21 protein-coding genes are annotated in these 21,517 nt (G+C 69.6%); 4 read left to right on the top strand and 17 right to left on the bottom strand.

What is annotated here, in order from left to right:
- Positions 1-12: 12 nt before the first annotated feature.
- The 11 genes from ACGF7U_RS12645 to ACGF7U_RS12595 form a co-directional block, all read right to left on the bottom strand.
- Positions 13-1,599, bottom strand: a complete 1,587-nt coding sequence (locus ACGF7U_RS12645; protein WP_393105828.1) for a replication initiator — start codon at positions 1,597-1,599, stop codon at positions 13-15.
- Complete coding sequence (locus tag ACGF7U_RS12640; RefSeq protein WP_393105826.1) at positions 1,596-2,486, bottom strand: hypothetical protein; 891 nt, start codon at positions 2,484-2,486, stop codon at positions 1,596-1,598. The genes ACGF7U_RS12645 and ACGF7U_RS12640 overlap by 4 nt, the downstream gene beginning before the upstream one ends.
- The gene (locus ACGF7U_RS12635) at positions 2,483-2,692 is read right to left on the bottom strand and encodes a hypothetical protein (RefSeq protein ID WP_393105824.1); all 210 of its coding nucleotides are present in this window, start codon (positions 2,690-2,692) and stop codon (positions 2,483-2,485) included. The genes ACGF7U_RS12640 and ACGF7U_RS12635 overlap by 4 nt, the downstream gene beginning before the upstream one ends.
- Before the next feature lie 26 nt (positions 2,693-2,718).
- Complete coding sequence (locus tag ACGF7U_RS12630) at positions 2,719-3,000, bottom strand: hypothetical protein (RefSeq protein ID WP_393105822.1); 282 nt, start codon at positions 2,998-3,000, stop codon at positions 2,719-2,721.
- On the bottom strand, positions 2,997-3,341 hold the full coding sequence (locus ACGF7U_RS12625; RefSeq protein WP_393106257.1) for an RRQRL motif-containing zinc-binding protein: 345 nt from the start codon (positions 3,339-3,341) through the stop codon (positions 2,997-2,999). The genes ACGF7U_RS12630 and ACGF7U_RS12625 overlap by 4 nt, the downstream gene beginning before the upstream one ends.
- A gap of 764 nt (positions 3,342-4,105) precedes the next feature.
- On the bottom strand, positions 4,106-4,408 hold the full coding sequence (locus tag ACGF7U_RS12620; protein ID WP_393105820.1) for a hypothetical protein: 303 nt from the start codon (positions 4,406-4,408) through the stop codon (positions 4,106-4,108).
- Positions 4,405-4,905 (bottom strand): hypothetical protein, encoded by a 501-nt coding sequence (locus ACGF7U_RS12615; RefSeq protein WP_393105818.1) that lies wholly within the window; start codon positions 4,903-4,905, stop codon positions 4,405-4,407. Before ACGF7U_RS12615 ends, ACGF7U_RS12620 begins: the two co-directional genes overlap by 4 nt.
- Before the next feature lie 90 nt (positions 4,906-4,995).
- Positions 4,996-5,181 carry a hypothetical protein gene (locus ACGF7U_RS12610; protein WP_393105816.1) on the bottom strand — a complete coding sequence of 62 codons (186 nt, stop codon included), beginning with the start codon at positions 5,179-5,181 and terminating at the stop codon, positions 4,996-4,998.
- Positions 5,178-6,068 carry an FtsK/SpoIIIE domain-containing protein gene (locus ACGF7U_RS12605; protein WP_393105814.1) on the bottom strand — a complete coding sequence of 297 codons (891 nt, stop codon included), beginning with the start codon at positions 6,066-6,068 and terminating at the stop codon, positions 5,178-5,180. The genes ACGF7U_RS12610 and ACGF7U_RS12605 overlap by 4 nt, the downstream gene beginning before the upstream one ends.
- Before the next feature lie 108 nt (positions 6,069-6,176).
- Complete coding sequence (locus tag ACGF7U_RS12600) at positions 6,177-7,115, bottom strand: hypothetical protein (protein ID WP_393105812.1); 939 nt, start codon at positions 7,113-7,115, stop codon at positions 6,177-6,179.
- A 124-nt stretch (positions 7,116-7,239) separates the two neighbouring features.
- Positions 7,240-7,569, bottom strand: coding sequence for a hypothetical protein (locus ACGF7U_RS12595; RefSeq protein ID WP_393105810.1), 330 nt, complete (start codon positions 7,567-7,569; stop codon positions 7,240-7,242).
- Between the two features lie 195 nt (positions 7,570-7,764).
- Here ACGF7U_RS12595 and ACGF7U_RS12590 point away from each other — a divergent pair, with 195 nt between their 5' ends.
- Both ACGF7U_RS12590 and ACGF7U_RS12585 read left to right on the top strand, forming a co-directional pair.
- Positions 7,765-8,514 (top strand): helix-turn-helix domain-containing protein, encoded by a 750-nt coding sequence (locus tag ACGF7U_RS12590; RefSeq protein WP_393105808.1) that lies wholly within the window; start codon positions 7,765-7,767, stop codon positions 8,512-8,514.
- 26 nt (positions 8,515-8,540) lie between these two features.
- A complete protein-coding gene (locus tag ACGF7U_RS12585; protein WP_393105806.1) occupies positions 8,541-9,011 on the top strand; it encodes an NUDIX hydrolase in 471 nt (156 codons plus the stop codon).
- On the opposite strand, the gene ACGF7U_RS12580 is transcribed toward ACGF7U_RS12585, so the two are convergent.
- From ACGF7U_RS12580 to ACGF7U_RS12565, 4 genes are all read right to left on the bottom strand, one after another.
- Complete coding sequence (locus ACGF7U_RS12580; RefSeq protein WP_393105804.1) at positions 8,999-9,553, bottom strand: HD domain-containing protein; 555 nt, start codon at positions 9,551-9,553, stop codon at positions 8,999-9,001. The genes ACGF7U_RS12585 and ACGF7U_RS12580 overlap by 13 nt on opposite strands.
- 203 nt (positions 9,554-9,756) lie before the next feature.
- On the bottom strand, positions 9,757-12,519 hold the full coding sequence (locus tag ACGF7U_RS12575; protein WP_393105802.1) for a restriction endonuclease: 2,763 nt from the start codon (positions 12,517-12,519) through the stop codon (positions 9,757-9,759).
- Positions 12,520-13,495: 976 nt separating this feature from the next.
- Positions 13,496-14,140 (bottom strand): dihydrofolate reductase family protein, encoded by a 645-nt coding sequence (locus tag ACGF7U_RS12570; protein ID WP_393105800.1) that lies wholly within the window; start codon positions 14,138-14,140, stop codon positions 13,496-13,498.
- Positions 14,141-14,465: 325 nt separating this feature from the next.
- Complete coding sequence (locus ACGF7U_RS12565) at positions 14,466-15,341, bottom strand: NAD(P)-dependent oxidoreductase (RefSeq protein ID WP_393105798.1); 876 nt, start codon at positions 15,339-15,341, stop codon at positions 14,466-14,468.
- 119 nt (positions 15,342-15,460) lie between these two features.
- Here ACGF7U_RS12565 and ACGF7U_RS12560 point away from each other — a divergent pair, with 119 nt between their 5' ends.
- Positions 15,461-15,838, top strand: a complete 378-nt coding sequence (locus ACGF7U_RS12560; RefSeq protein WP_393105796.1) for a winged helix-turn-helix transcriptional regulator — start codon at positions 15,461-15,463, stop codon at positions 15,836-15,838.
- A 14-nt stretch (positions 15,839-15,852) separates the two neighbouring features.
- On the opposite strand, the gene ACGF7U_RS12555 is transcribed toward ACGF7U_RS12560, so the two are convergent.
- Complete coding sequence (locus ACGF7U_RS12555) at positions 15,853-18,528, bottom strand: LuxR C-terminal-related transcriptional regulator (protein ID WP_393105794.1); 2,676 nt, start codon at positions 18,526-18,528, stop codon at positions 15,853-15,855.
- Positions 18,529-18,622: 94 nt separating this feature from the next.
- On the opposite strand from ACGF7U_RS12555, the gene ACGF7U_RS12550 reads away from it, so the two are divergent.
- Positions 18,623-19,033: a hypothetical protein gene (locus ACGF7U_RS12550; RefSeq protein ID WP_393105793.1), complete on the top strand. Its 411-nt coding sequence runs from the start codon at positions 18,623-18,625 to the stop codon at positions 19,031-19,033.
- A gap of 92 nt (positions 19,034-19,125) precedes the next feature.
- Here the strand turns inward: ACGF7U_RS12550 and ACGF7U_RS12545 are convergent, their stop codons facing one another.
- Entirely contained in the window at positions 19,126-21,501 is a 2,376-nt protein-coding gene (locus ACGF7U_RS12545) for a M28 family peptidase (RefSeq protein WP_393105791.1), read from the bottom strand.
- Between the last annotated feature and the right edge of the window lie 16 nt (positions 21,502-21,517).

Raw genomic sequence — 21,517 nt, 5'->3', positions numbered from 1 at the left:
GACACGTACGTGTCAAGCGGCCACGAGGTGACCCGCGCGGTGGGCGGCCAGCTCGTCGGCCAGGGCGTCGAGGCCCGCCTGGTGTCGGGCGCGGGCCATGGCGGCGGCGGTGTTGGCGAGTAGGGCGTCGCCGGTGGTGATCCAGCCGGTGGCTTGGTAGCCGAGTTCGTAGATGACGCGCTCGGTTTGTTCGTCGTCCCAGGTGTGGGGGTGGCCCTCGGTCCGTCGCCAGATGGTGCGTTGCATGCGGATGAAGCCGAGGGTGGCGGAGAAGGCGCGGCTCTTGGTGGTGATGTGGCCGCCGTAGCCGAACTGGTGCGCCCAGCGCCGCAGGCGTGCGTAGTGGGGGTGCTCGCCCAGGTCCCAGCAGGCGCGGATGAGCCGGCCCAGGTGCGTGGCCGGATTGCCGTGGACCTCGACGGAGAGGTCGTCGACGCGGCGCAGGTTCAGGCCGGTTACCTCGGTGCTTTTGGTGACGTACTTGGCGATGTAGCCGGTGATCTGGGCGAGGTTGACCTCGCCGCCGGGGGCGTTGACGTGCTTGAGGTCGAGTCCTTTGTCGCCCCAGGCGATGTGCCAGCCCTGTCCACCGTTGGCCGGGTGCGCGGCGGAGGTGTAGGCGGTCTTGACGAACGCGGCTTTCACGGCGGCGGCGAACATGTCGCGGTCGATGACCCGGGGCGGGGGGACGATCGCGGCGGGGCAGTCGGGGTTGTGCCCGTCGAGGCGGATGAGGGCGTGGTAGTGGATGACGCCGCGTACCTGGAATTCGTAGACCTTGATGTAGCGGCGGCGCAGCTCGACGCCGTGGGCGCGGCCGAGGCGGCGTAGCTCGCGGTCGACCTGTTGGATGGTGCGGCGCCACAGTTCAGGTGCTTCGTGGTTCCAGATGACCTGGCCGGTGTGGTCGTAGCAGTCGAGGCAGAGCGGCTGCCCGAGCTGGTTGTCGCCGGCCTTGTGTCGAGCACCGCAGCGCAGGTCCACGCCGTGGGGGCAGGTCCGGCCGAAGGGGTGGCAGGCAGCCGCGCGGCAGGTGCAGCCGTCTTTCTTGCGGCAGTCCGCGGCGTGGACCTTCACGACCCGGTGGTGGACCGGCCCGAAGGAGGGGGCGGTGGCGGTGAGGAAGATGGCGATGTGTTCGTGCAGTGGCGGCAGGCCCCAGCGGTCGCCCTGGAGGCCGGCTTTGATGAGGTGGAAGGTGTCGCGGCGGTAAACCTCGGCGCAGGACGGGCACACGGAGGCGCGGCGGTTGCCACACGGGGTGTAGATCGCTCCGTCGGGCATGTCCTCGGTGTCGACGGTGGCGATGCGGTTGCCGTCGGCGTCGTTGACGTGGATCTGGCCGGCGAGGCGGATGGGGTGCTTGCAGGCGGCGGCGGCGCGGACGTGGCCGAGCCATTCGGGGTAGTTGGGGTCTTGGGCGCGGGCGCGGCCGGAGGCGACGGTGCGGGGGCCGTGGCCGCGTACCCAGCCGTCATCGGGGCGGCGGGTGCTGGTGGGGGTGGCCCAGGGCCAGAAGTCGGCGGCGGACTCAGCGCAGGCTCCCGTGCCCGAAACCGTGGTGGTTTCGGGCGCGAGAGGCAACGTCGAGGACGTCACGCGATGGCTCCGACAGCGGTGCCGTTGTGGGTCTTGTTGTTGGTGGTGGGTTGGTTGTTGAGGGCCGTCAGGATGTCGGCGGCCGTGGCGGTCGGGACGCGCAGTCGCACGGCGAGCTGACCGGGGCTGATCGGTTCACCGTGAGTCTTGGCGTGCGCGGTGGCGACCAAGCGGGCGTTGGACAGCAGCGCGGGCGGCAGGGCGGCGGTGACCGGTGCCGCAGGTGCCGGCGTCGTGTCGGTGTCGGCGGTGGTGTCCGGGGTGTGCTCGACGGTCGGTGCGAGTTCGGTGTCCTCGCTAGAGGTGGGCAGGTTGATGGGTTCGTGGACAGGGGCGGGAACGGTGTCGGGTGCGGGGTTGGTGGCCGGGGTCGCGGCGGCCGGGCGGACCAGCGGCGAGGCGGGGATGTCAGATGACGACGCCTCGACGGTGGTGGCCGGCACCAGTGCCGGGACAGGATCAGTGGGCCGGGTGGTGCGCTTTCCGGTGGCGAGTAGAGCAGTGGTGGCCATGAGCATCAGGCCATCCACGGCGAGGGGGCCGAACCAGACGACGAGGGTTTCCTCGTTGTAGTGGTCGAGTAGGCCGGACAGGTGCCGGTAGGACACGAACGCGGCGACCAGGGCGACGGGCGGCAGCCCGACCCAGCGCAGCACGTTCCAGCCCCAGCCGGTCGGCCAGGGCGTGCGAGCAAGGATCTCGATGGCGATGAACAGGAACAGCGGCCAGACGATCGCGGAGATGACCGCGCCGGGTTCCGGCTTCCAGTCAGCCGGTGCCCCGTCCGGGGCGATGAACGAGTGAGCGATGTTGGCGGCGACGGAGACAGCACCGCCGGAGACAGCGCCGATGTAGGCGTAGACGCGGCCGTTGTTTTTGGTGGTCATGACGCCGCCTGCGAGGTGGGGGCGGGGTCGGCGAAGAGGGAGAAGCCGAGGACGACGGCGTTGACGTAGCCGTTGCTACGCAGGTCGTTGACGATTTTGGTGATGTCGTCCATGGAGCGGATCTGCCGCTTGCAGGGCCATTCGACGCCCATGAAACCGATGCCGGTGGGGGCTTCGTAGCTGAACGAGATCATGTAGCGGTACATAGGTGGTCTCCTTTCAGAGCAGCGGGTCAGCGGATGCTGCATCCGGGGCAGGTCCAGCCGATGCGGCTGCGGTAGGCGGGTTCGTTGGTGAGGATTGGGCCCTTGCAGCGGGCGCACTTGCGGGGACGGCGGGCGGTGCCCTTGCCGGGGGTGGGCTTGCGCGTCGCGGCGCGCGGGCTGGCCGGACGGGTCCGGCGGGCGCGGGTGTTGGTCGGCCGGGTGGCCGGGGTGCGGTTGATGCAGTAGTGGGCGACCAGGAGGGCCGCGATCACGATGAGCAGGGCAGCGAAGAACAGTGCGGTGGTCATTGGGCACCTCCGGTGCAGTCGAGGCAGGAGCCGGTGCGGCGGGGGATGTAGTAGGGCTTGACCTGCTGGCAGTCGGGGCAGGTACGGCGCGCGGTGAGCGCTTTGGTGATGGCCGCGCGTTGGGCGGCGGTGGCGGTGCGCTTGGGCATCGCCAGGTCGAGGCGGTAGAGGTAGGCGATGCGCTTGCCGCGCCGCCACATGATTTGCGCGGCGGGGTCTTGGCCGCCGGGGCGCAGGTTGCGGGCGCGGAGCTGACGGCGGGTCAGCAGCCCGTTCGGGGCGAACTTGAACGGGTAGGTCGGCAGGCCGAAGCGCTCGCCGGTGGGGTCGTAGAAGACCATCGGGTCGTCCTCCGGGTCGGCCGCCTCCTGGTCGCCGTTGCCGGCGGGGCCGGTGGCGACGGTGGGGTGTTCGTAGGTGTCGCGGTCGATGTCCTCGGGCAGGAATGCCGCCTGGCAGACGGCGCAGACGATGGGGCCTTCCTCGAAGGCCGTCGTGGAGATGCGCAGCTTGCGGGGGCACTCGCACTCACACGAGACGCCGTTGTTGTTGTTCGTGCGGGTCTTGGCCTCCCCGGTCGGTTCGGGGTGGCGGTAGAAACGCAGCGCGTCGGCGAGGCCGGTGATGATGGGCCGGTAGCGGGCGCGGGTGAGGTCGGTCAGGGTGCAGGGCGAGTAGCCGAGCTTGTCGTCCTTGGTGGTGGACATGCCGAGTTCGGCGGCGAGGGTGGCGAACTTCTTGTTGTGCCAGCGGCCCTGCCGGGACGTGTCCTGGATGCCCCGAGCGTCAGCGAGGGCGTGGGTTGCTTCGTGCAGGAGGGTGGTGAACACGGCTTCCGGTTCGCGGGCGAGGCCCTCACCGGAGATGAGGACTTCGGGGAGTTGGTTGTCGCCGGCCTGCCAGCGCAGGGCGGCGAAGTGGCCCCACTTCATGCCCTGGTTGGGTTTGGTGGGGGAGCCGGAGCCGACCACGAGGACGGCGGCCGGGATTTCGGGGTGCCGGTCGCGGATCGCGGCCCAGGCGGATTCCAGCGCGCCGATGAGAGCGGCAGTGGACGCGGGGTTTTGACACGTAGGTGTCACGTCGGTGATCTGGGCAGCGGTGGTCATCGGGTCACCTCGGCGGGAAGTGCGGTGGACAGCCGGTTGCCGGTCAGGTCGGCGAGCTGGTTCGGGGTCAGGGCGTCGATCGCGCCGGGGGCTTCGTGGCGGCGGCGGCGCAGCAGGGGTCGCACGACGGCGGCGGTCGGGCACAGCGGTGCCGTCTCGCTGTAGGGGTGGCCGCAGCCGGGACAGGTCAGCGGAACGGGAAGGCGGGCCGGCGTGTGGTCGGCCCAGATGGTTGCGAGTTGGGCGACGGTGACGCCCAGGCCGGCGGCGAGGAGCCGGCGGTCGAGGCGGGCGCTCATCGGGCACCGAGCCAGGCGAGGAACCCCTCATGGGTGGGGTGCTTTTCCGCCCACACGCAGGCATCGGCGTAGGTTTCGAGCTGGTCCTCGGTGGCGTGCGTCCAGTCGTAGTCGTCGGCGGCGGCACGCAGGGTGGCGATGACCTGTGCGGCGGTGCGGTTCGGTCGGTCGTTCCAGCCGAACGGGGTGGGGTCGTCGTGGTTGTTTTCGTCGTGCAGGTCGAGGTAGTCGACCAGGTACTGCACGGCCCGGTCGTAGTCGCCGAAGCCGGGGTCGTGGGTCATGTCGGCGGGCATGAGGGTGAAGCGGCCGTAGGCGGCCATGCCGATCGCGCCCGTGACGCAGGCCGGCGGGAACGGGCTGTTGTCGGTGAGGGCGTAGTAGGTGCCCTGGTTCCAGCCGTGCAGTTCCAGGTAGCGGGCGGCGCAGCGCAGGATGTCGGCCGGGGTCAGGTCGGCCGGCGCGCCGGGGTCGGGCTGATTTTGGGTAGGGTTCATGGCGGCCACGTCCTTTCGTGGGCGTTGGTTGGTGGCCGGCAGATCGGGGAGCTTTCTCAGGGCTTGTGTCCCGGTCTGTCGGCCGTTCCTCTATCGGTGGTGCAGGTGGAGCCGGAGGAACACCCGCTGCCGGCCGTCGTCGGCGGCGGTGGGTGCGGAGCGGAAGACGAGCGAGCCCGTCTGGCGGGCGATGGCGGTCAGGGCGGCGATGTCCTCGCCGGTGCCGACGAGCACCAGGTCCAGCACCCGGGTTCGGGTCGCGGTGGTGGTGTTCATGCCGCCGCCTTGATGTCGGTGGTGGCGTCGGCGGGAGTGGTGAGGCCGCTTTGCCGGCGGGTCCAGGTTGCGTAGTCCGCGACGCGGATGATGTCGGCGTCGGTCATGTAGGCGGCCTTGACCAGGGCCGGGATGCCGCCCTCAGCGATGAGGAAGCCGGCGCCCTGGTTGTTGGGGTCGATGCTGTTGGAGGAGAAGCCGCGGGCGGCCCAGCCGTGCCCGAGCACGATGTCGGAGGACACGTCGGTGGTGCAGCGGCCAGCGAACCGCCACGCGAACAGATCACGCAGCGAGGTCGGGATGATGTCCGAGGACGGCCGCTGCGTGGCGGCGGCGACGATGATGCCGACGGCGCGGCCACGGGCCACGATGTCGCGCAGCAGCGCGGCGAACAGTTCCTGGTCCTTCTTGTCTCCGGCAGTGGCGGAGAAGTAGGCGATCTCGTCGCAGGCGACAAGGATCTGACCGAACACGTCGTTCGGGCCGATCTTCCGGCGGCGGCGGGCCTTGAGGAAGGCGTACCGGTTGTCCATCACCGTCTGCACCCGGCGAAGCGTGCGGATCGCGTGGTTCAGGTCCGGGCCGACGAACACGTCGCAGGCGTCCTCCCACAGACCCAGCTCGACCTGCTTGCCGTCGAGCAGGCACAGCCGCACATCCGGGCACAGGGCCGCGTGCCCGACGATCGTGTTCAGCAGCGATGACTTGCCCGCGCCGGGCTCACCGCCGATGAGGATGTTGCGGTAGATCATCGGCAGGTACACGGCCTGCCCGAACTCGTCGATGCCGAGGAAGACCGGATCGAAGATGGACAGGTCAGCGCCGACCGGCACCGTTCCCGACGGGTCGGTGTGGGCGGGTAGTTCGATGGTGTCGGTGAGGTCCATGGCGGGCTCCCAACGGGGTTGGTTGACACGTACGTGTCAAAGCGGGTGGAGGGTGGGAAGGGCGCGGACGTTCGACCCGTCAGGGGTGCTTGGTCCGCGCCGTCCCGGTCAGGCGTAGTCGGAGGGGTCGAACCCGTTCGGGCTCGTCTCGGTGGTGGTGGGGTTGCGCGGCTTGCGCGGCCGGGGGGTGTCGGCGGTCGTGGTGACCGGGGTGTCCGGCACGTCGGGCAGGTCGAGGCCGACAGGCGGCATGCCCGGGGAGGTGGGAGCATTCGTCGGCACGTCGGTGGGGACGTAGTCCGGCAGCGGAGACAGGACCTTGCCTGCGAGGGGCTCGCGGCGGGTGATGTCCACGCGGATCAGCGCCGCGTACTTGCGGGAGGCGCGCATGGCACGGACCTCGTTGGCCCAGCACGCCACGGCGAGCTTCTGCACCTGGCCCTCTTGCTCCAGGTCGCGCAGCGACAGGCCGGGGCGCAGCCACACCCAGACCCGTTCACCGGCCGGGGTCGGCCGTGCGAGCAGGATCAGCGGCAGCGAACCGGAACGGTTGGTGGCGATGAACGCCGCGAAGCACATCCGCAGCCGGTGCCGCACGATTAGGCACCACGCCCAGGCGACGATCCGGCGGCGGACCGGGCCGATCGCGGCCGGGACGCCGACGACCAGGACGACGACGAGCAGCGACCCCCACAACGGGGTGGATTGCATCAGCGTGGTCCAGCCGTAGACGGTCACCAGGCCGAGCACGATTTCCGGCAGCCAGTGCCAGAAGACGCGCAGCACCGGCCACGCCACGATCAACGCGAACACGACCGCGCCGCAGGCGACGCCGATGACGCCACCCAGAAGGGCACCCACGATCGGGTGCATGTAGTGCGACGCCACCGTAGCGGCCAGCAGGCCAACCACACCGAGGACGACCCAGAACGCGATGATGGCCCGACGACGATACGAGCGGGCGATCGGGGCTTCGATGACGGTGACAGTGTTGGTGCCCCCACGGTTCGACCAGCCGAACGGGGACCTCTGGCTAGACTTGGACACGACAAGTCCTCCCTAGGTAGGGACCGGAGTTGTTGGACAGGACGCGGGGTCGCAGCCGACGCCAATCAACGGCGACCCCGTGTCCACCTCTTCGCTTCTGTGGAGCCGATCGACACGCCCGCCGCTAGGCGGCGGTGTCCAGCGGCGTCAGGGCCGAGGCCCGGAACGCCACACCCGAACGGACCTTGCCGTCCCGGTCGTTGACCCAGGGCAGCGCCTCCAGGTCCACCGGAACCACCGGCTGACGAACGGTCACCGGCGGCATCACCGGGTTGACCACCGTCACGTTGATGACCTCCGCGCTCCCCTCGGAGAGGGCGTACAGGTGCACCGTCCACATCGGGTTCTTCGTCTCCCGGTCAAACTTCTGCTGACCGTTCTGGTCCAGCTTCGGCACCGGGTTGACCGACACCTCGTACGACACCCGCGAGGTGTCCAGCAGCAGACGTCCCATGACTGACTCCTTCATCTCGTGAGCTGAGCCCGCATCGGTGGGCCAAGTGCGTCCTCTCTGGACGGCAGCTCTTGTGACTTCAGGATCCGTCGATGGGCAATGACGAGTTCACCACGAGCTATGGACGACTAGGGACGTCTTTGTTAGGGTTAGTCGTCCCTTCGAGTCGTCCCCGCCCAACGAACAGGAGCCGAGATGCCGAACGACCGCCTACGCAGCGGGATGCTCAAGAAGGGCCTGACGTCGGCCACGCTCGCCGACAGACTCGGCGTCGATCCGAAGACCGTGGAGCGGTGGATCACCCAGAGTCGGAACCCGTACCCGCGCTACCGCCACTCCATCGCCGAGCTGCTGGACGAGAGCGAGTCGTACCTCTGGCCGGACGCTCTGCCAACACAGCGAGCGGTGCAGGTCAGCCAGTCCGAAGTCGTCCACATCTACCCGCGCCGCGGGGCGGTACCGACCGACCTTTGGCAGCAGCTCCTGGAGAAGGCCACCCGACAGGTCGGCGTCCTGGTCTACGGCGGGTTGTTCCTGCCCGAGTTCAACCACCGCTGGGTGCCGACCCTGCGCGAGAAGGCCTTGGCCGGGGTCCAGGTCGAGCTGCTATTTGGCGACCCAGAGGGCAAGAACATCGCTGAGCGCGGGGACGACGAAGGCATCGGCCACGCCATGTCCAGCAAGATCCTGAACGCGCTGGCCTTCTACAAGGACCTGCGGGACCTGGACAACGTCGGGATCTACTACCACGACACGATCCTCTACAACTCCATCTACCGCTTCGACGACGAGATGCTCGTCAACACCCATCTCTACGGCACGCCAGCCGCGTACGCCCCCGTGCTGCACCTGCGCCGGCTCGGCGGCGGCGACCTGTTCGACAGCTACGTCGCCAGCTTCAACCGCGTTCTCGGCAAGAAGCGAGCCGTCTGGCCGGAGCACTGAGCCGGCGGCGGTGAGAGGCTAGGGCTATGGCCCGGATCGAACACTTCAACAACCCAAACGCACCGAAGCCGAACAGCATCGTCGTCGCGGTGACTGTCTTCGTTCAAGACGACCAGGGACGGGTCCTGCTCATTCAGCGCACAGACAACGGCCTGTGGGCGCTGCCCGGCGGCGCCCAAGACTTCGGCGAGTACATCACCGAGACGGCTGTGCGAGAGACGCGCGAGGAGTCCGGTGTCGACATCGAAGTAGTCGGCGTCGTCGGGATTTATACCAACCCGAAGCACGTCGTTGAGTACAGCGACGGCGAGGTCCGGCAGCAGTTCTCGATCTGCTTCCGCGGTCGGTATGTCGGCGGCGAGCCTGCAACCAGCGACGAGTCCTCAGCGGTCCAGTGGGTCGCCCGGGACGACCTGGAGCGCCTCTCGATGCATCCGTCGATGCGCCTGCGTGTCGACCACGGCTTTGAGCGACGAAATGAGCCCTACATCGGTTGAGTCGACAAGCGGGACTCCGTCCTTCGAATTGCTTCCAGCAACGGAGGCTCGGCCTTCTGCCAGAACCGTGTCACTAAATGCTCAGGGCCGTACCGCTTTCGAATCTCGGCGAGCCGCTCCTCCACGGTCAGGTCCTGGCCGTCGGGTCCCGTCGTCATATCCGCGAACCATAATGCGTCCGAGGTCGGGGACTCCTCGAGCGGAAACTCTTCTGCCAGGGCGTCGCTCAAACCGCGCTCCCGAGCTTCGTAGAGCGCGCAGGAATGGTGGGCTACTAGTGCGGCGAGGCGGAGACTGTACCCCTCGTCGCGAAGCCATCGCGCACCGTCCAAAGAGTGGAATCCAGTGTTGATGATAGTGGGTGCATATCCGATGTCATGAAGCCATGCAGCCGCAGTGAGTAAGTCGCCATCGTCGCCAACAAGCGGCGCGAGCCGCTGCGCCTTTGCTGCCACCGCCTGTACATGGCGCCATCGTCGTGGGAGGGTTTCAGCGAGGCATGCCCTCGCTGCTTCCGCAGCGCGCGCCGACAGAGTTGTCATTCCTTTTGCCTCCCGCCACTATCAGTTACCTCCTCTGGCGGAAAGGTCTTGTCAAAGCCCTTGCCGGCAGCGTCCGAGACCTTCTTTGAGTCGAGGCCTAGGGCACCCGGCACGGCCCTAACCAACGGAACCAGACTGGCGCCGACGAGTACCGAAGCAGGAGACATGGGTTGGATTCTAGCGTTTCAATCCGCAAGGGCAAGTCACTGTGCGCCTTCGCTCCAGGCGTCGAACAGCGATTGAGGCTGACCTTCCGCATCAGCCCGAGGTGCCTGTCTCAGTGCTGTGAATAGGCCAGCTCGTCTGGCCCACCCTCGGAAATGTTTGCCTACCGACTGAGTTGTAGCGTATTTCCACTCGGCCGAGTGTGCTTCCTGAAAGATTTGGCCGATTTCCGCTGGTGAAGCCGCCGGGTTCCGCTTTAGGAGATTGAGGGCGTCGCTTCCACCTGGAACCTTAAGCAGTAACTCCAGCAAAACGTCCTCTATGACCTTGCCATCCCGAACAAGGTTTGGTCGGGCGATGCGGAAGGTATCATTGGACTCCGGTTGGACTGCTCCGAGGGCGAGAAGCTGGCGCAGCGAATCACGTTCGTAGCGGTCAAGTGTCGACATGCTAAGGGGGCCGTCGACTAGCTTAAGCAGCAGCGCGATGCATGGCCCTACGGGCTCCTGCGGGAAGACTCCCTTCGTTCTGATGGGAAGGCGAGCCCCAAAAAGCCTGCCGACTCCTGCGGAGCCTTCCGGCAGCATGAGAATATGTTGCCCTACAAATTTAGCGATGCCGGCGTACTCGAACCACAGCACAAACGCGCGGGCGTAAGCGTGCCACGTCTGGGGGGCGACCTCGATCGCTGGGAACGCGTTCGGCAGGGTCTGGGCGTACAGCGCGAGGCTCACCCGGTTCCCTGACCTCTCTGCCATTGTCCGGAGAGTCGAATAGGCCCGATGCCTACGTAACGCCTTCGCTACTTCACGTCGGAGGGTTTCCTCGCGATTTTGGCTGTTCCATACATGGTCTACTAAGCGCACATGATTCGGCTCGTAGGCTGAAACCCCCAACACGCGAAGTTCGCGGGCCATGTTCCAGATAGAGTTTTCGCTGGTCTGAAGCCGGTTTGCGACCTCTTGGACGTTGGAAGTGCCACCATCACGCTCGATCTCTTGCAGAACTCGAGAGACGGAGAGCGGCGCATACCGGATTGTGTACGAGTCTTCGATAGGGATGCGTCCGGTATTGAGGAAGTCTCGGAAGATATCCCAGTACGTGTCGAATCGCTCCGAAATCTGAACGATAAGCCGTCGGTCGATGAGGCCCCTAACGATCTGCGCCGGATATCGGTCCATGACCTCTGTGGCGAGGATCGGGGCAAAGCGCGCGACGAACCGCAGCGCCTCCTGCTCTTGGGCGTTCAAGACTGCCAAGTCGGCCTCGAAAAGGCTCTGTACGTTCAGCGACTCGCTAAGGAGCTGTTCCTGGGTCGCTCCCGTCCTGACTTCTGCAATCAGATGGTCAGCAAGCTTCTTAAAGAGCCAAGGCAAACCCTGCGAGTATTCGCGAAGGCCGCGGCGCAGTTGTGGCGAAAGTCGTTCCCCGAGTTCGCGCTCCAGCCGCCTCATGAGAGTGTCAACCTCGCGAGGGCCGAAGCGATCGAGATTGACTACCCGTGCAACGCTCCGGATATCCTGGATCAAAGTGTAAGGGTGGCTCTCGGTCCAGCCGATGTAATCGGTCTTCCAGGCGAATCCGACGATGAGCGGATTCTTGGCTTCCATTACCAGTAGCGCTAAGTCGCGGAAGTCCCGAGTCAGTTCCTCGTCGCGAAAAACATTCTCGAACTGATCGAAGAAGACTAGGAGCGGAGCATTGCGACGCCAGCGAGCGGAGGCGATTGTGGCCAGCGCGGTGGAGAGACTAGCCCATGATGCGTTCTCTGGCAGCGTCAGCAAGCCTCGCTCTTGGCCCTCGATTGCGACTCGCCTAAGTGCGGCACTCACGAAGGATCGGCGACTTGTGGCGGTCCGGGTGTCAATCACGATTGCATGGCCGCCGCGCTCGGTGGCGAGGCTCGCCATTCTGAGGGCCAGCGAACTCTTGCCCCACCCGGACTGGGCGTTCAGGACCACAACCCCTGGTGCATCGGAGAGGGAACCATTGACAGCCTGAAGCGACTGCTTGCGCCCGACAAAGAATTCAGGTGAAGCCGGGAACTGGTACTCGAAATCTGCCCGGCTGCCTCTGACTAGCGCGATGACAGGCTCTTCGATGGGAGGCGCAGTTGGTTCGATGGGAGCGCTGGCGTCAACGACCGGAAGCTCCTCGGAATATTGAGAAGCGGCGAGCAGGTCAACGGCAGCTTTTGGGACCGGGCCGGCGGCGCCGTTGACAAGCACGCGTTGAGCTATCCGCGTGCTGGGGTCATTTTCCTTCCCCGCGACGAACATCCCATACGGCGTAATAACAAGAGCCTCGTCGGTGATGTAGCTATTGCCCAGGGAGAGAGTGGGAACCAGATTGTGACTGCGTAGTATCCCGACTATGTCCCTTGACGTCAAGACGGTCAGGCCAGCATCGGACTCCTGCACTTCACGGACAAATTCGTCTGCTTCAGGCGAAAGTCGCGGCGTTACGATAAGAAATCCGTGGACATTCTTGTCTCGGAGTCGTTCCTTGGCTAACTTGCCAAAGAAGGAAGTTGCTGCCGGTGCCTTTACTGGCGTTGAGTAGCACTTGCATTCGACGATAGCCCGGTGTCCCGTCAGCCGATGCCGAAGGCTAAGGTCAAGCTCGATGCCGTCGGAAGTAACATTGACTCGCCGAGGCTGTGGTTCTTCGTAGCCGTGAAGTTCTAGTAGGCGACCTGCGAACTCCTCAAAGAGGTGCCCCTTCGCATTCCGAACTGCTGCGGGGGTGTCCCCTTCGGCAAGCACGAGGACGACGGGGTCCGCCGACAGGGTGGTCTCCATCGCGCTCCTCGGTCTCCATCGGGATCATCTACAGACTATGTGGAGCGTCTGACACCTAGCCTGCTGCGGCGAGCTGGCTTGTCTGTGGCGCGGGTATGCCAGCGTTCGGCTGTAGGTGCGACATCGGGGAGGATGCAGCGCAAGACCCACAAGCATCATATGCGCTCTACGCTTGAGTTAGGACTGCCTGCGTGGGCGATCTGAGGCGTGTGAAAAGTTTCTGTACGAGATCAAGGCGGCCCGCGTCGCGGGCCGCTCGCGCCGCCGAACCTGGGCCGGGCCGATGGCCCGCCGCCGCGCCTCTGGCCTTCGGCCGCCAGCGCGTCGGTGATAGCCCGCCGGCGGCGCGACATACGACGAAGCCCCGGGCCGCCATAGGTGCTGGCAGATCCGGGGCTTTATGTCGCTCAGTGCAAGGGCAGTGCCTCCGGCGGGGCGCTCAGGCACTCCAGGATGGTTGGCGCCATCCCGACAACCTTCGTCCGGGCAGAGCCGAGTGGGTGGGGCCTGCCCGGTCAAGGTCGTTCAGACGTAGGGTGCTCCACCTTGACCGGGCAGGCCCCACCCACTCCACGGTGTGCGGACGAAGGTCGACAGGATGGCTGAGGGCGCAGCCGGGGGAGAGGGCGAGGCGGTTCAAGATCATGCCGTTTCCAGGCCGTCCAAGGGGAGCCGAGGGTGACTATCTTTGACCATTCATGGCAGACGTATCGGCAGGTCAGCGGCGGATGCGTCCGGTTTGATCGACTGCGCCCCGAGTCTTGATCAATACCGCTGGAAATAGCGCCGGCAGGGACATCTGACCTGCGCCGCAAGGCGCGGCGCCGGCGTGGGGCGGGCGGGCCGGCACCGCTGCGGGCAATTCGGGCCGCTGAGCGATGATCACGGCGTCGGCAGCCCGAGCTGCCGACGCCGTGACGAAGTGCTGACCTGGCGGATCCACCGCCGACGACACGGACCCACCTAACGGGCGGCTTCAGTCGTCGCGCCCGACCCCGCGGTCGGGGGCGCTCATGTCCCCCGCCCCGGGCGTGCCGTCGGCGCGGCCGTAGCGCAGGTACACGGTGCCCTTCGAACTGGCTACCGGCGGTTCGAGGAGGGTGACGTTCGTGGGCACCGCGCCACCGTCGAACACCTTCTTCCCGACGCCGAGCACGATCGGATGCACCCAGAGGTCGAGACGGTCGAAGAGCCTCTCGCGCAGGAGGGTCTGCACCAGGTTCAGGCTCCCGACGACCTTCACGTGCTCGTGCCGGTCACGGATCTCGCGCACCGCGCCGAGAAGATCCGGGCCGAGCTGCGTGGAGCCGGCCCACGAGAGGTCGGGCCTGCCGCGGGAGGCCACGTACTTCGGGACGCGGTTGAAGAGCGTGGCGATCTCGTTGTCCGCACCGCCCTCCTGGTGCGGCCAGTAGGCGGCGAAGATGTCGTACGTCCGCCGGCCGAGCAGGAGGGCGTCCGTGCCCTCGTACGCGGCGCCGACCTGCGCCCCGGCGACCTCGTCCAGCAGGGGTGCCTGCCAGCCGCCGAACGGGAACCCCACCGGGTCCTCGTCGGGGCCGCCGGGCGACTGCCCGACGAGGTCGAGGGTTGCGAACAGCTCGATGTGGATGAGGCCCATGCCCTACTCCCGGTGAGTTGGTTGTCCCGGTCGGGAGGTAGACCCCTGGGCGCCGCGGATTCATCGCTGACTCAGGCCCGCACGTCCGATTCGTCGAACAGCACCCGCCGACCGATCTCGGGGCGTGCCGCACGGTGCCCTGCCTGCGTCACCAGGCCGGGACGCCGCGCCGACACGTCCCGCTCACGATAGGTGACCGAACGCGTCCGAGTCGGCTGGCCGCCCCGCGTCCAGCGTCCGCAGGTCACCGGGCGCGACCTGCGGCTGTGCCGCGGGATCGGTACCGCCGGCAGTGCCTCCGCCGAAGCCTCGTGGGCTGCCGCCGTCAGCCGGGGTGCTTGATGCTCTCGATGATCCGGGCGAAGCCCTCCTTCCCGTGGCCGGCGTCGATCTGGCGCCGGATGAGGCGCTGGACCATGTCGACGACCTCCGTGCTGACACCCAGCTCGGCGCTGGCCCTCTGGATGTCGCCGAGGTCGGAGAACTCCAGGCTCTGCTGCCCCTCGACGGTGTAGTCCCCGCCGTCGATGACCGTGGCGTATCCGTGGAAGCCGCCGGTCATGGCGGTCAGCCAGGGCGCGGCCATGGCGGCGAACTTCGTCGCCGGCACGCCGGCCGACGCGACCATGGCGGCGCCGTGCATGAACCCGGCGAACATGACGTACATGCCCGCGAGCAGGGCGAGGTCGTAGAGGGACGCCAGCCCGGCATCCTCCCCGAAGTAGGTGCTGGTGCCCCAGCGGTCCAGCAGCGGCTGGTACTGCGCGAAGGCGTCGGCCGACCCGCTGTAGAGGATCGACGACCCGGGCTGGCCGATCATGTGCGGGACGGCCATGATGCCGCCGTCGAGGTACGCGACGCCCGCCTCGGCGGCCCAGGCCGCCAGTTCACGCGCCTGGGCCGGTGACGTCGTGGTCACGTTGACCAGGGTCCGTCCGGCCAGGTCGCCGGCGAGCGGATCGAGCACCTCGTGGACCGACGCGTGGTCCAGCAGGCAGGCGATCACCAGCCGGCTGGCCCGGACCGCGTCGCCGGCCGTGGCGGCGGCCCGGGCCCCCTGCGCGACGAGGTCGTCCGCCCTGCCCGGCGAGCGGTTCCAGACCGTCGTCTCGTGTCCGGCCCGCACCAGCGCGGCGGCGAGGGCGCTGCCCATCGCGCCCAGCCCGAGCACGCTCACCTGGACGCCGTCGTTCGTTGTCATCTTCGAGCTCCCCCTCGTGTCTGGTGGTACGGGAAGATCGTCGCCGGTGCGGGTAGAGTGCGCCAGTACCGACTATTTACTCAGGTACTCACCTTTCGGTAGGTAAGGCGGGAGGGCGGATGGCGACGTCGGGGCGACGCGGTCCCTACCACTGCGGCATCGACGCGGCGATGGACGTGGTCAGCGGCAAGTGGAAGTCGTTGATCCTCTGGGAGCTGCACCACCACGGGACCCGGCGCTTCGCCGAGCTGCGGCGCGGCCTGCCGGGCGTCAGCGAGAAGATGCTGATCCAGCACCTGCGGGAGATGGAGGAGGACGGGCTCGTGCACCGCGAGGTCTATCGCGAGGTGCCGCCCAAGGTCGAGTACTCCCTCACCGAGGACGGCGTCTCCCTCAACGCGGCCCTGGCGCCGCTCGGCGAGTGGGGCACCGACCGGATCCGGCGCATCGGCGCCGAACGGCTCCCGGTGGACGCGGCCGGCCCGGCCCGTCGCTAGCCGGGCGGCCGTCCCTACCGAGGCGGGGCGATCGCGGCCAGTTGGGCCCGGGAGGTGACCCCCAGCTTGGGGAACGCCTTGTAGAGGTGGTAGCCGACCGTGCGTGGGCTGAGGAAGAGCTGAGCGGCGATGTCGCGGTTGGAGGCGCCGTTCGCCGCCAGCCGGACGACCTGGCGTTCCTGCGGGGTGAGCACGCTGAGCGGGTCGCCGGACCTGCGCGGGGCCGCCGGCACGTCTCCCGTCGCGCGCAGCTCCGCGCGGGCGCGCTCGGCCCACAGCTCCGCACCGAGGCGATCGAAGGTCTCCAGCGCGCCCCGCAGTTGCGCGCGGGCGTCCGCCCGCCGCCGCGCCCGTCGTAGCCACTCGCCGTACGCGAGCTGCGTCCTCGCCTGCTCGTACGGCTGGACGCCCCGCCCGTGGAGGCGTACGGCATCCGCGAAGTGCGCTTCGTCCTCCTCGACGAGGGCGCGGCAGCGCAGGGCGACGGCGTCCGACGACGGCTGCCGGACGTGCCGGGCCCAGGTCAGGTAGCGGTCGAGCGGCTCCTTCGCCCGCTCGGGCCGGCCGCTGCGGATGGCCGCCTCGACCTGGTCCGCCGCCGAGATGGCGCCGACGCCCGCCGACGGGATGGCCGACAGCTGCTCAAGAGCGGCGTCCGGCCGGCCCAGGCCGAGTTCGAGCAGCCCGAGTGCCCAGCGCCCGATGGCCGCCGCGAGGACCTGCCCCTGGTGGTCGGCTCTCGCCACGCCCTCTTCGGCCTTCGCCCGGCACTCCCGCGCGTCCCCCTGATGGGCGAGCACCCACGCCAGCGACGAGGTGAGGTGGCCGATCCCGTGCTCGTGACCCAGCTCCGTCGCCAGCCGCAGCCCCGCGCTCAGGGTCGCCCTGGCCTCGCCGTACCGGCAGAGCAGCCCCTGGGCGAAGCCGTGCTCCCGCAGCGCGATGGCGAGCCACCCGATCATCCCGCTCCGCTGGCAGTCCGCCACGACGCCTGCGGTGATCTCCTCGTACCGGCCGACACGGCCCAGCGGGAGGCACAGAGCGGAGGTGAAGGTCAGTCCGGGTACCGCCAGCCCGGTGAGGGCGGGTACGTCGACCGCTTCGCCCATGAGCCTGATCCCGCCGCCGACGTCGCCGTTCAACAGGCGGGCCAGCCCGAGCGCCCCGCCGACCAGCGGCGAATCGATCCCGGGGAGCGCGCCGAGGCCCGCTGCGGCCTCCTCCGCCAGCCGGCTGTCACCGGCGAACCAGGCGCAGCGGATGGCCTCCACCAGCAGCCAGGTGGCCCGCTCGGTGGACCGGGCCGCCACGCGGGGGACGCCGTCCAGGATGATCCTGCCCGCCGCGAGGGGGGTGCCCAGCTCGAACTCGCGATGGGCGCGTACCTGGACCAGCGCGGTGATCATGTCGGGGTCGTCCGCATCCGGCGTGGCGCTGTCGGCCAGCGCGGCGGCACGACCCATCAGGCCGGCGTCACTCGCCGCCAGCGCGGCGTCGGCCAGCCGGCCGGACCGTCGTACCGGATCGACGGTGAGTTCGGCGGCCCGCTCGTAGGCGTCCGCCACCGCGACGTGTCCGCCGCGGGTGCGTGCCCGTTCCGCCGCTTCCTCCAACTCCCGTGCCACGTCCTCGTCGGGACCGAGCGCGGCGGCGGCCAGGTGCCACGCCCGCCGGTCGGCCGCATCCGTGGCCGCCGAGCGCGCCAGGGCGTCCGCGAGGGCGCGGTGTACGGCGAGGCGGCGGGTGACCGGCGCGCTCTGGTAGGCGGCAGCCCTGATCAGGGGATGGCGGAAACCGACACTTCTGCCGCGCACCTCGATCAGCCGCCCGCGCTCGGCCGTCTCCAGAGCGTCGAGGGAGGCACCCGCACCCACCAGCGTCTCCAGCTCACCGGAGCCGTCCGCCGCCGCGATCAGCAGCGCGGTCCGTGCGGCCTCGGGAAGCGCGGCTATCCGCGCCTGGAACGCCTCCTGCACCCGGTGGGCGACGGGCATCGCGCCCACCGGTGGCAGTCGCCCCGCCCGCTGCTCGGCGTCGAGCGCGGCGGGCAGCTCGATGAGCGCCAGCGGGTTGCCGTCCGACTCCTCGATGAGGCGCTCGCGTACCTGTGGCGGAAGGTCGGCCGGAAGCAGCGCGGCGGCGGCCGCGCCGTCGAGTCCGCCGAGCCGGAGTTCGGGCAGCCCCGCGGCCCGGAAACCCGAGCGGGCGGCGAAGATCATGACGACGCCCTCGGCCTCCAGGCGACGGGCGGCGAACAGCAGCGCGTCGATGGACGCCTGGTCGAACCACTGGGCGTCGTCGACGAGGCAGAGCAGCGCGCCGTCCCCGGCGAGTTCCGCGAGCAGGCTCAGCGTTGCCAGCCCGACCAGAAACCGGCTCTCCGGAGCGATGTCGCCCAGCCCCAGGGCGCCGTTGAGCGCGCTGGCCTGCGCGTCGGGCAGCGCGTGGATCCGGTCCAGCCCGGCGCGCAGCAGCAGGTGGAGTGCGGCGTAGGGCAGCGTGGCCTCGGACTCGACACCGACGCCGCGCAGCACCCGCATGCCCTCCGCACGCCCGGCGGCGTCATCGAGGAGCGCGGACTTGCCGATCCCCGCCGGGCCCCGGACGACCAGGGCCCCGCTCTGGCCGGCCCGGGCCGCCGCGAGGAGCCGTTCGATCTCCGCCTGTTCCGCGGCTCGTCCGTGCAGCACGTCAGGAACCTACCGTCACGGTGACTGATTCGGCCGGGAGCGGACCTGCCTAGCGTCGTGGTGACAGATCGTCAGCACCACGAAGGGACATCCGATGGCCACCATCGCGAGCACCGTGCAGACCGTCGCCGACGCCAAGCTGCTCCGTTTCGCCCTCAAGCAGGATGCCATGGGCTCCGGCGCCAACGGCGTCGTCTATGTCGTCGCCGCGGCGATCTTCGGCGAGATGTTCGGCTTTCCCGCCGCCTTCCTCTACCCGATCGGCGCGTTCCTGGTCGTCTTCGCCGCGGCCCTGTTCCTCCTCGCCTCGCGCCCGACGGTCAGCACGGCCGCCGTGGTCGTCGTGATGGCGGTCAACATCGCCTGGGTGGCCGCGAGCGTGGAGCTGCTCGTCGCGGGTTGGTTCCCGTTGACGGGCCTCGGCACCGCGCTGGTGATCGCTCAGGCGGTCGTGGTCGCCGGTTTCACCGCACTGCAGTTCGCCGGTCTCCGCAAGACCGGTTGACCGATCCGCCGGCCTGTTCGGCAGCGACTGACACCGCCGGAACCACGATCCCGCCGGGGGCCGCCCTGGCCGGGCGGCCACCGGCGGGCGCGTCACAGCGGGTAGGTGCGGGCGACGGCCAGCATCTCCGAGCTGTGCGAGCCCACGATCCCCACGCCGGGCGGGCGGGGCCGGAAGCCCGGCACCGCCTCCAGGCCGTCGCTGGCGTCCATCGCCCGCAGCGCCACCTGCCCCGCCCTGGGCGTGACGGTCAGGGTCACCTCGACGCCCTCCGACGGCGGGGCGTGGAAGACCACGCCGAAGCCCCAGCGGCCCTCCCGCGCCTCCACCGGCACCGGCCGGCCGGCCACCTCCGCGCGCAGCACCGTCGCCGTCGCCGCGTCGACGTGCAGGGTGGCCAGGCGGACCTGGCGCTGCGGAACGAGCCGCAGGCGCAGGGTGCGTTCGGCGCCGGCGGTGCCGTCCGCGAGCACCTCCAGTTTCGGCGCGGGCAGGTTCGCCGCCTGCGCCGGGCCGGCGCGCAGCTCGGCGTCGCCCAGGCCGGGGAAGTCGGCGACCTCGACGACCCCGTCGACGTAGCCGTCGGTCCAGGGCTGCGGGTCCTCCTCGTGGCTGAGCCAGCGGGCCTGGCCGGTGCCGGCGTCGAGGGCGTACATCAGGTGAGTGGGCGCGGGGTGCGCGGCGTCGAAGCGGTCGACGGCGAGCCCGACCCCGGCGAACACCGCCGTTGCCAGGGCGGCGGCCCCGGCCGGCAGCGCGCCGAGCCGGCGCGCGCGCAGGGCGACCAGACCCCGCTGGCCGCCGGCCTGCGGGTGCAGCAGGTCGACCACCGGCAGCGCGGCCAGGCCGAGCAGCACCCCGACCAGCGCCGCGACCCCACCCATCGCCATGCCGAGCGCCGGGAACAGCAGGACCAACGTGGGTAGCAGGACCACCACGGCCACCGCGGCGGCCAGCGTCACCGCGACCACCGGCCACGGGCCGTCGATCCGGGCGCTCAGCGCCACCAGCCCGGCCAGCGCGCCGGCCAGGGCCGGCAGGGTGACCAGGTACGCCCCGCCGGGTACCAGCACGGCGAGCAGCACCCCGAGCAGGGCCAGCCAGCCGAGCCCACCCACCGCGAGCGCGGCCGGGCCGACCCGGCGGCGGGTCAGCGCGTACCAGGCGAACAGGACGGCGGCGGCGAGCGCCACCACGGCCAGCCGGTACCAGGTCGGCCGGTACGGGTCCAGCAGCTCCGCGTAGCCCGGTCGGAGCGCGGTGACCGCCGCCCACAGCAACTGGGCGGCGAGCGGGGCGACCACGATCGGCGCCAGCGCCAGCCCGAACCCGGCGGCGAGCCGACCGCCGGTGGCACGGCCCCGCCGCCGGGTCAGCCAGCCGAGGGCCACCACGGCGGCGAGCGCCAGCAGCGCCAGGGGCAGCACCAGCCAGCCGGGGTAGCGGACCAGCCCGCCCGGGACCGGGAAGTAGGTGGCGTCGTGCCCGGAGTCCAGCGCGGTCAGGTCGACCCGGCCGAACTCGCGGGCGAGGCCGAGGGCGTTGTCGCCGTGGTGCTGGAGGCTGGCCCGGTCCATGGCGGCAGGGGTGTCCAGCGGGGTGTGGTAGATCGCGCCACCGTCGATGTACGCCGAGTTCAGCCCGACGAAGTCGGCGTCGAGGAATGCGGTGAAGTCGGTGTCGTTGGGCAGCGCCCGGTAGATCTCGACCGCGAACGAGGTGCCCACCGGATGCGGCGCGGCCCGCCCGAAGGCGTCCACCAGCGCGGCGTTGTCCCGCGAGGTCTCGAACATGATCACCGGGCCGGTGGAGCCGCGCGCCTCCAGGTTGAGCACCACCCCGCCGTCGGCCGCCAGGGGGTGGCCGGACGCGAACGCCGACGCCCCGCACAGGCACGCCTCCTCGGCGTCGGTCAGCACGAAGATGATGTCGTTGCGTGGCCGGGGGCCGGCGGCCAGCGCGCGGGCCACCTCCAGGATCGCCGAGGTGCCGGCGGCGTCGTCGTTGCCGCCCGGCCCGGACTGCACCGAGTCGTAGTGCGCGACGAGGAAGACCCTGCCGGTCGGGGCGGTGCCGGGAAGCCGGGCCACCACGTTGCGGACCCGGGCCAGGGTCGCCCCGCCGGCCGCCCCGCTGAGCTGGCCGGCCTCGGTCGCGACGGTGTCCTGCACCTCGGTCTCCAGGCCCAGCCCGCGCAGCACCCCCTCGACGTGGGCGCGGACCAGCTCGTTGGCCGGGCTGCCGGCCACGTGCGTCCGTGCCGCGACGACCTCGACGTGCGCGTACGCCCGGTCGGCGCTGAACTCGCCCGGCGGCGCGTCGGCCGGTCGCGGCGTGGGGGCGCGCAGGTCGAGCAGGGTGCCGGCGCCGACGGCGGCGAGCGCGGCGAGCGCCGCCACGGCGGCGGCCAACCGGCGGCGCGGCCGGGCCAGCGCACGGTCGGCGGCACGGGTGGGGGGTGCGCCCACGGGGACTCCTCGGGGG

The organism is Micromonospora sp. NPDC047670, assembly GCF_043204915.1.
Classification (GTDB): domain Bacteria; phylum Actinomycetota; class Actinomycetes; order Mycobacteriales; family Micromonosporaceae; genus Micromonospora.
The sequence above is the reverse complement of the archived record's forward strand: the minus strand, read 5'-3'. Positions and strand labels throughout refer to the sequence as shown.

Bases quoted from the DNA above. Each gene is read 5' to 3' on its own strand.
- ACGF7U_RS12640 (WP_393105826.1), bottom strand. From the start codon at position 2,486: ATGACCACCAAAAACAACGGCCGCGTCTACGCCTACATCGGCGCTGTC.
- ACGF7U_RS12625 (WP_393106257.1), bottom strand. From the start codon at position 3,341: ATGGTCTTCTACGACCCCACCGGCGAGCGCTTCGGCCTGCCGACCTAC.
- ACGF7U_RS12580 (WP_393105804.1), bottom strand. From the start codon at position 9,553: ATGACAACTCTGTCGGCGCGCGCTGCGGAAGCAGCGAGGGCATGCCTC.
- ACGF7U_RS12620 (WP_393105820.1), bottom strand. From the start codon at position 4,408: ATGAGCGCCCGCCTCGACCGCCGGCTCCTCGCCGCCGGCCTGGGCGTC.
- ACGF7U_RS12585 (WP_393105806.1), top strand. From the start codon at position 8,541: ATGGCCCGGATCGAACACTTCAACAACCCAAACGCACCGAAGCCGAAC.
- ACGF7U_RS12635 (WP_393105824.1), bottom strand. From the start codon at position 2,692: ATGTACCGCTACATGATCTCGTTCAGCTACGAAGCCCCCACCGGCATC.
- ACGF7U_RS12630 (WP_393105822.1), bottom strand. From the start codon at position 3,000: ATGACCACCGCACTGTTCTTCGCTGCCCTGCTCATCGTGATCGCGGCC.
- ACGF7U_RS12590 (WP_393105808.1), top strand. From the start codon at position 7,765: ATGCCGAACGACCGCCTACGCAGCGGGATGCTCAAGAAGGGCCTGACG.
- ACGF7U_RS12615 (WP_393105818.1), bottom strand. From the start codon at position 4,905: ATGAACCCTACCCAAAATCAGCCCGACCCCGGCGCGCCGGCCGACCTG.
- ACGF7U_RS12595 (WP_393105810.1), bottom strand. From the start codon at position 7,569: ATGGGACGTCTGCTGCTGGACACCTCGCGGGTGTCGTACGAGGTGTCG.
- ACGF7U_RS12550 (WP_393105793.1), top strand. From the start codon at position 18,623: ATGGCCACCATCGCGAGCACCGTGCAGACCGTCGCCGACGCCAAGCTG.
- ACGF7U_RS12575 (WP_393105802.1), bottom strand. From the start codon at position 12,519: ATGGAGACCACCCTGTCGGCGGACCCCGTCGTCCTCGTGCTTGCCGAA.
- ACGF7U_RS12565 (WP_393105798.1), bottom strand. From the start codon at position 15,341: ATGACAACGAACGACGGCGTCCAGGTGAGCGTGCTCGGGCTGGGCGCG.
- ACGF7U_RS12610 (WP_393105816.1), bottom strand. From the start codon at position 5,181: ATGAACACCACCACCGCGACCCGAACCCGGGTGCTGGACCTGGTGCTC.
- ACGF7U_RS12560 (WP_393105796.1), top strand. From the start codon at position 15,461: ATGGCGACGTCGGGGCGACGCGGTCCCTACCACTGCGGCATCGACGCG.
- ACGF7U_RS12605 (WP_393105814.1), bottom strand. From the start codon at position 6,068: ATGGACCTCACCGACACCATCGAACTACCCGCCCACACCGACCCGTCG.
- ACGF7U_RS12570 (WP_393105800.1), bottom strand. From the start codon at position 14,140: ATGGGCCTCATCCACATCGAGCTGTTCGCAACCCTCGACCTCGTCGGG.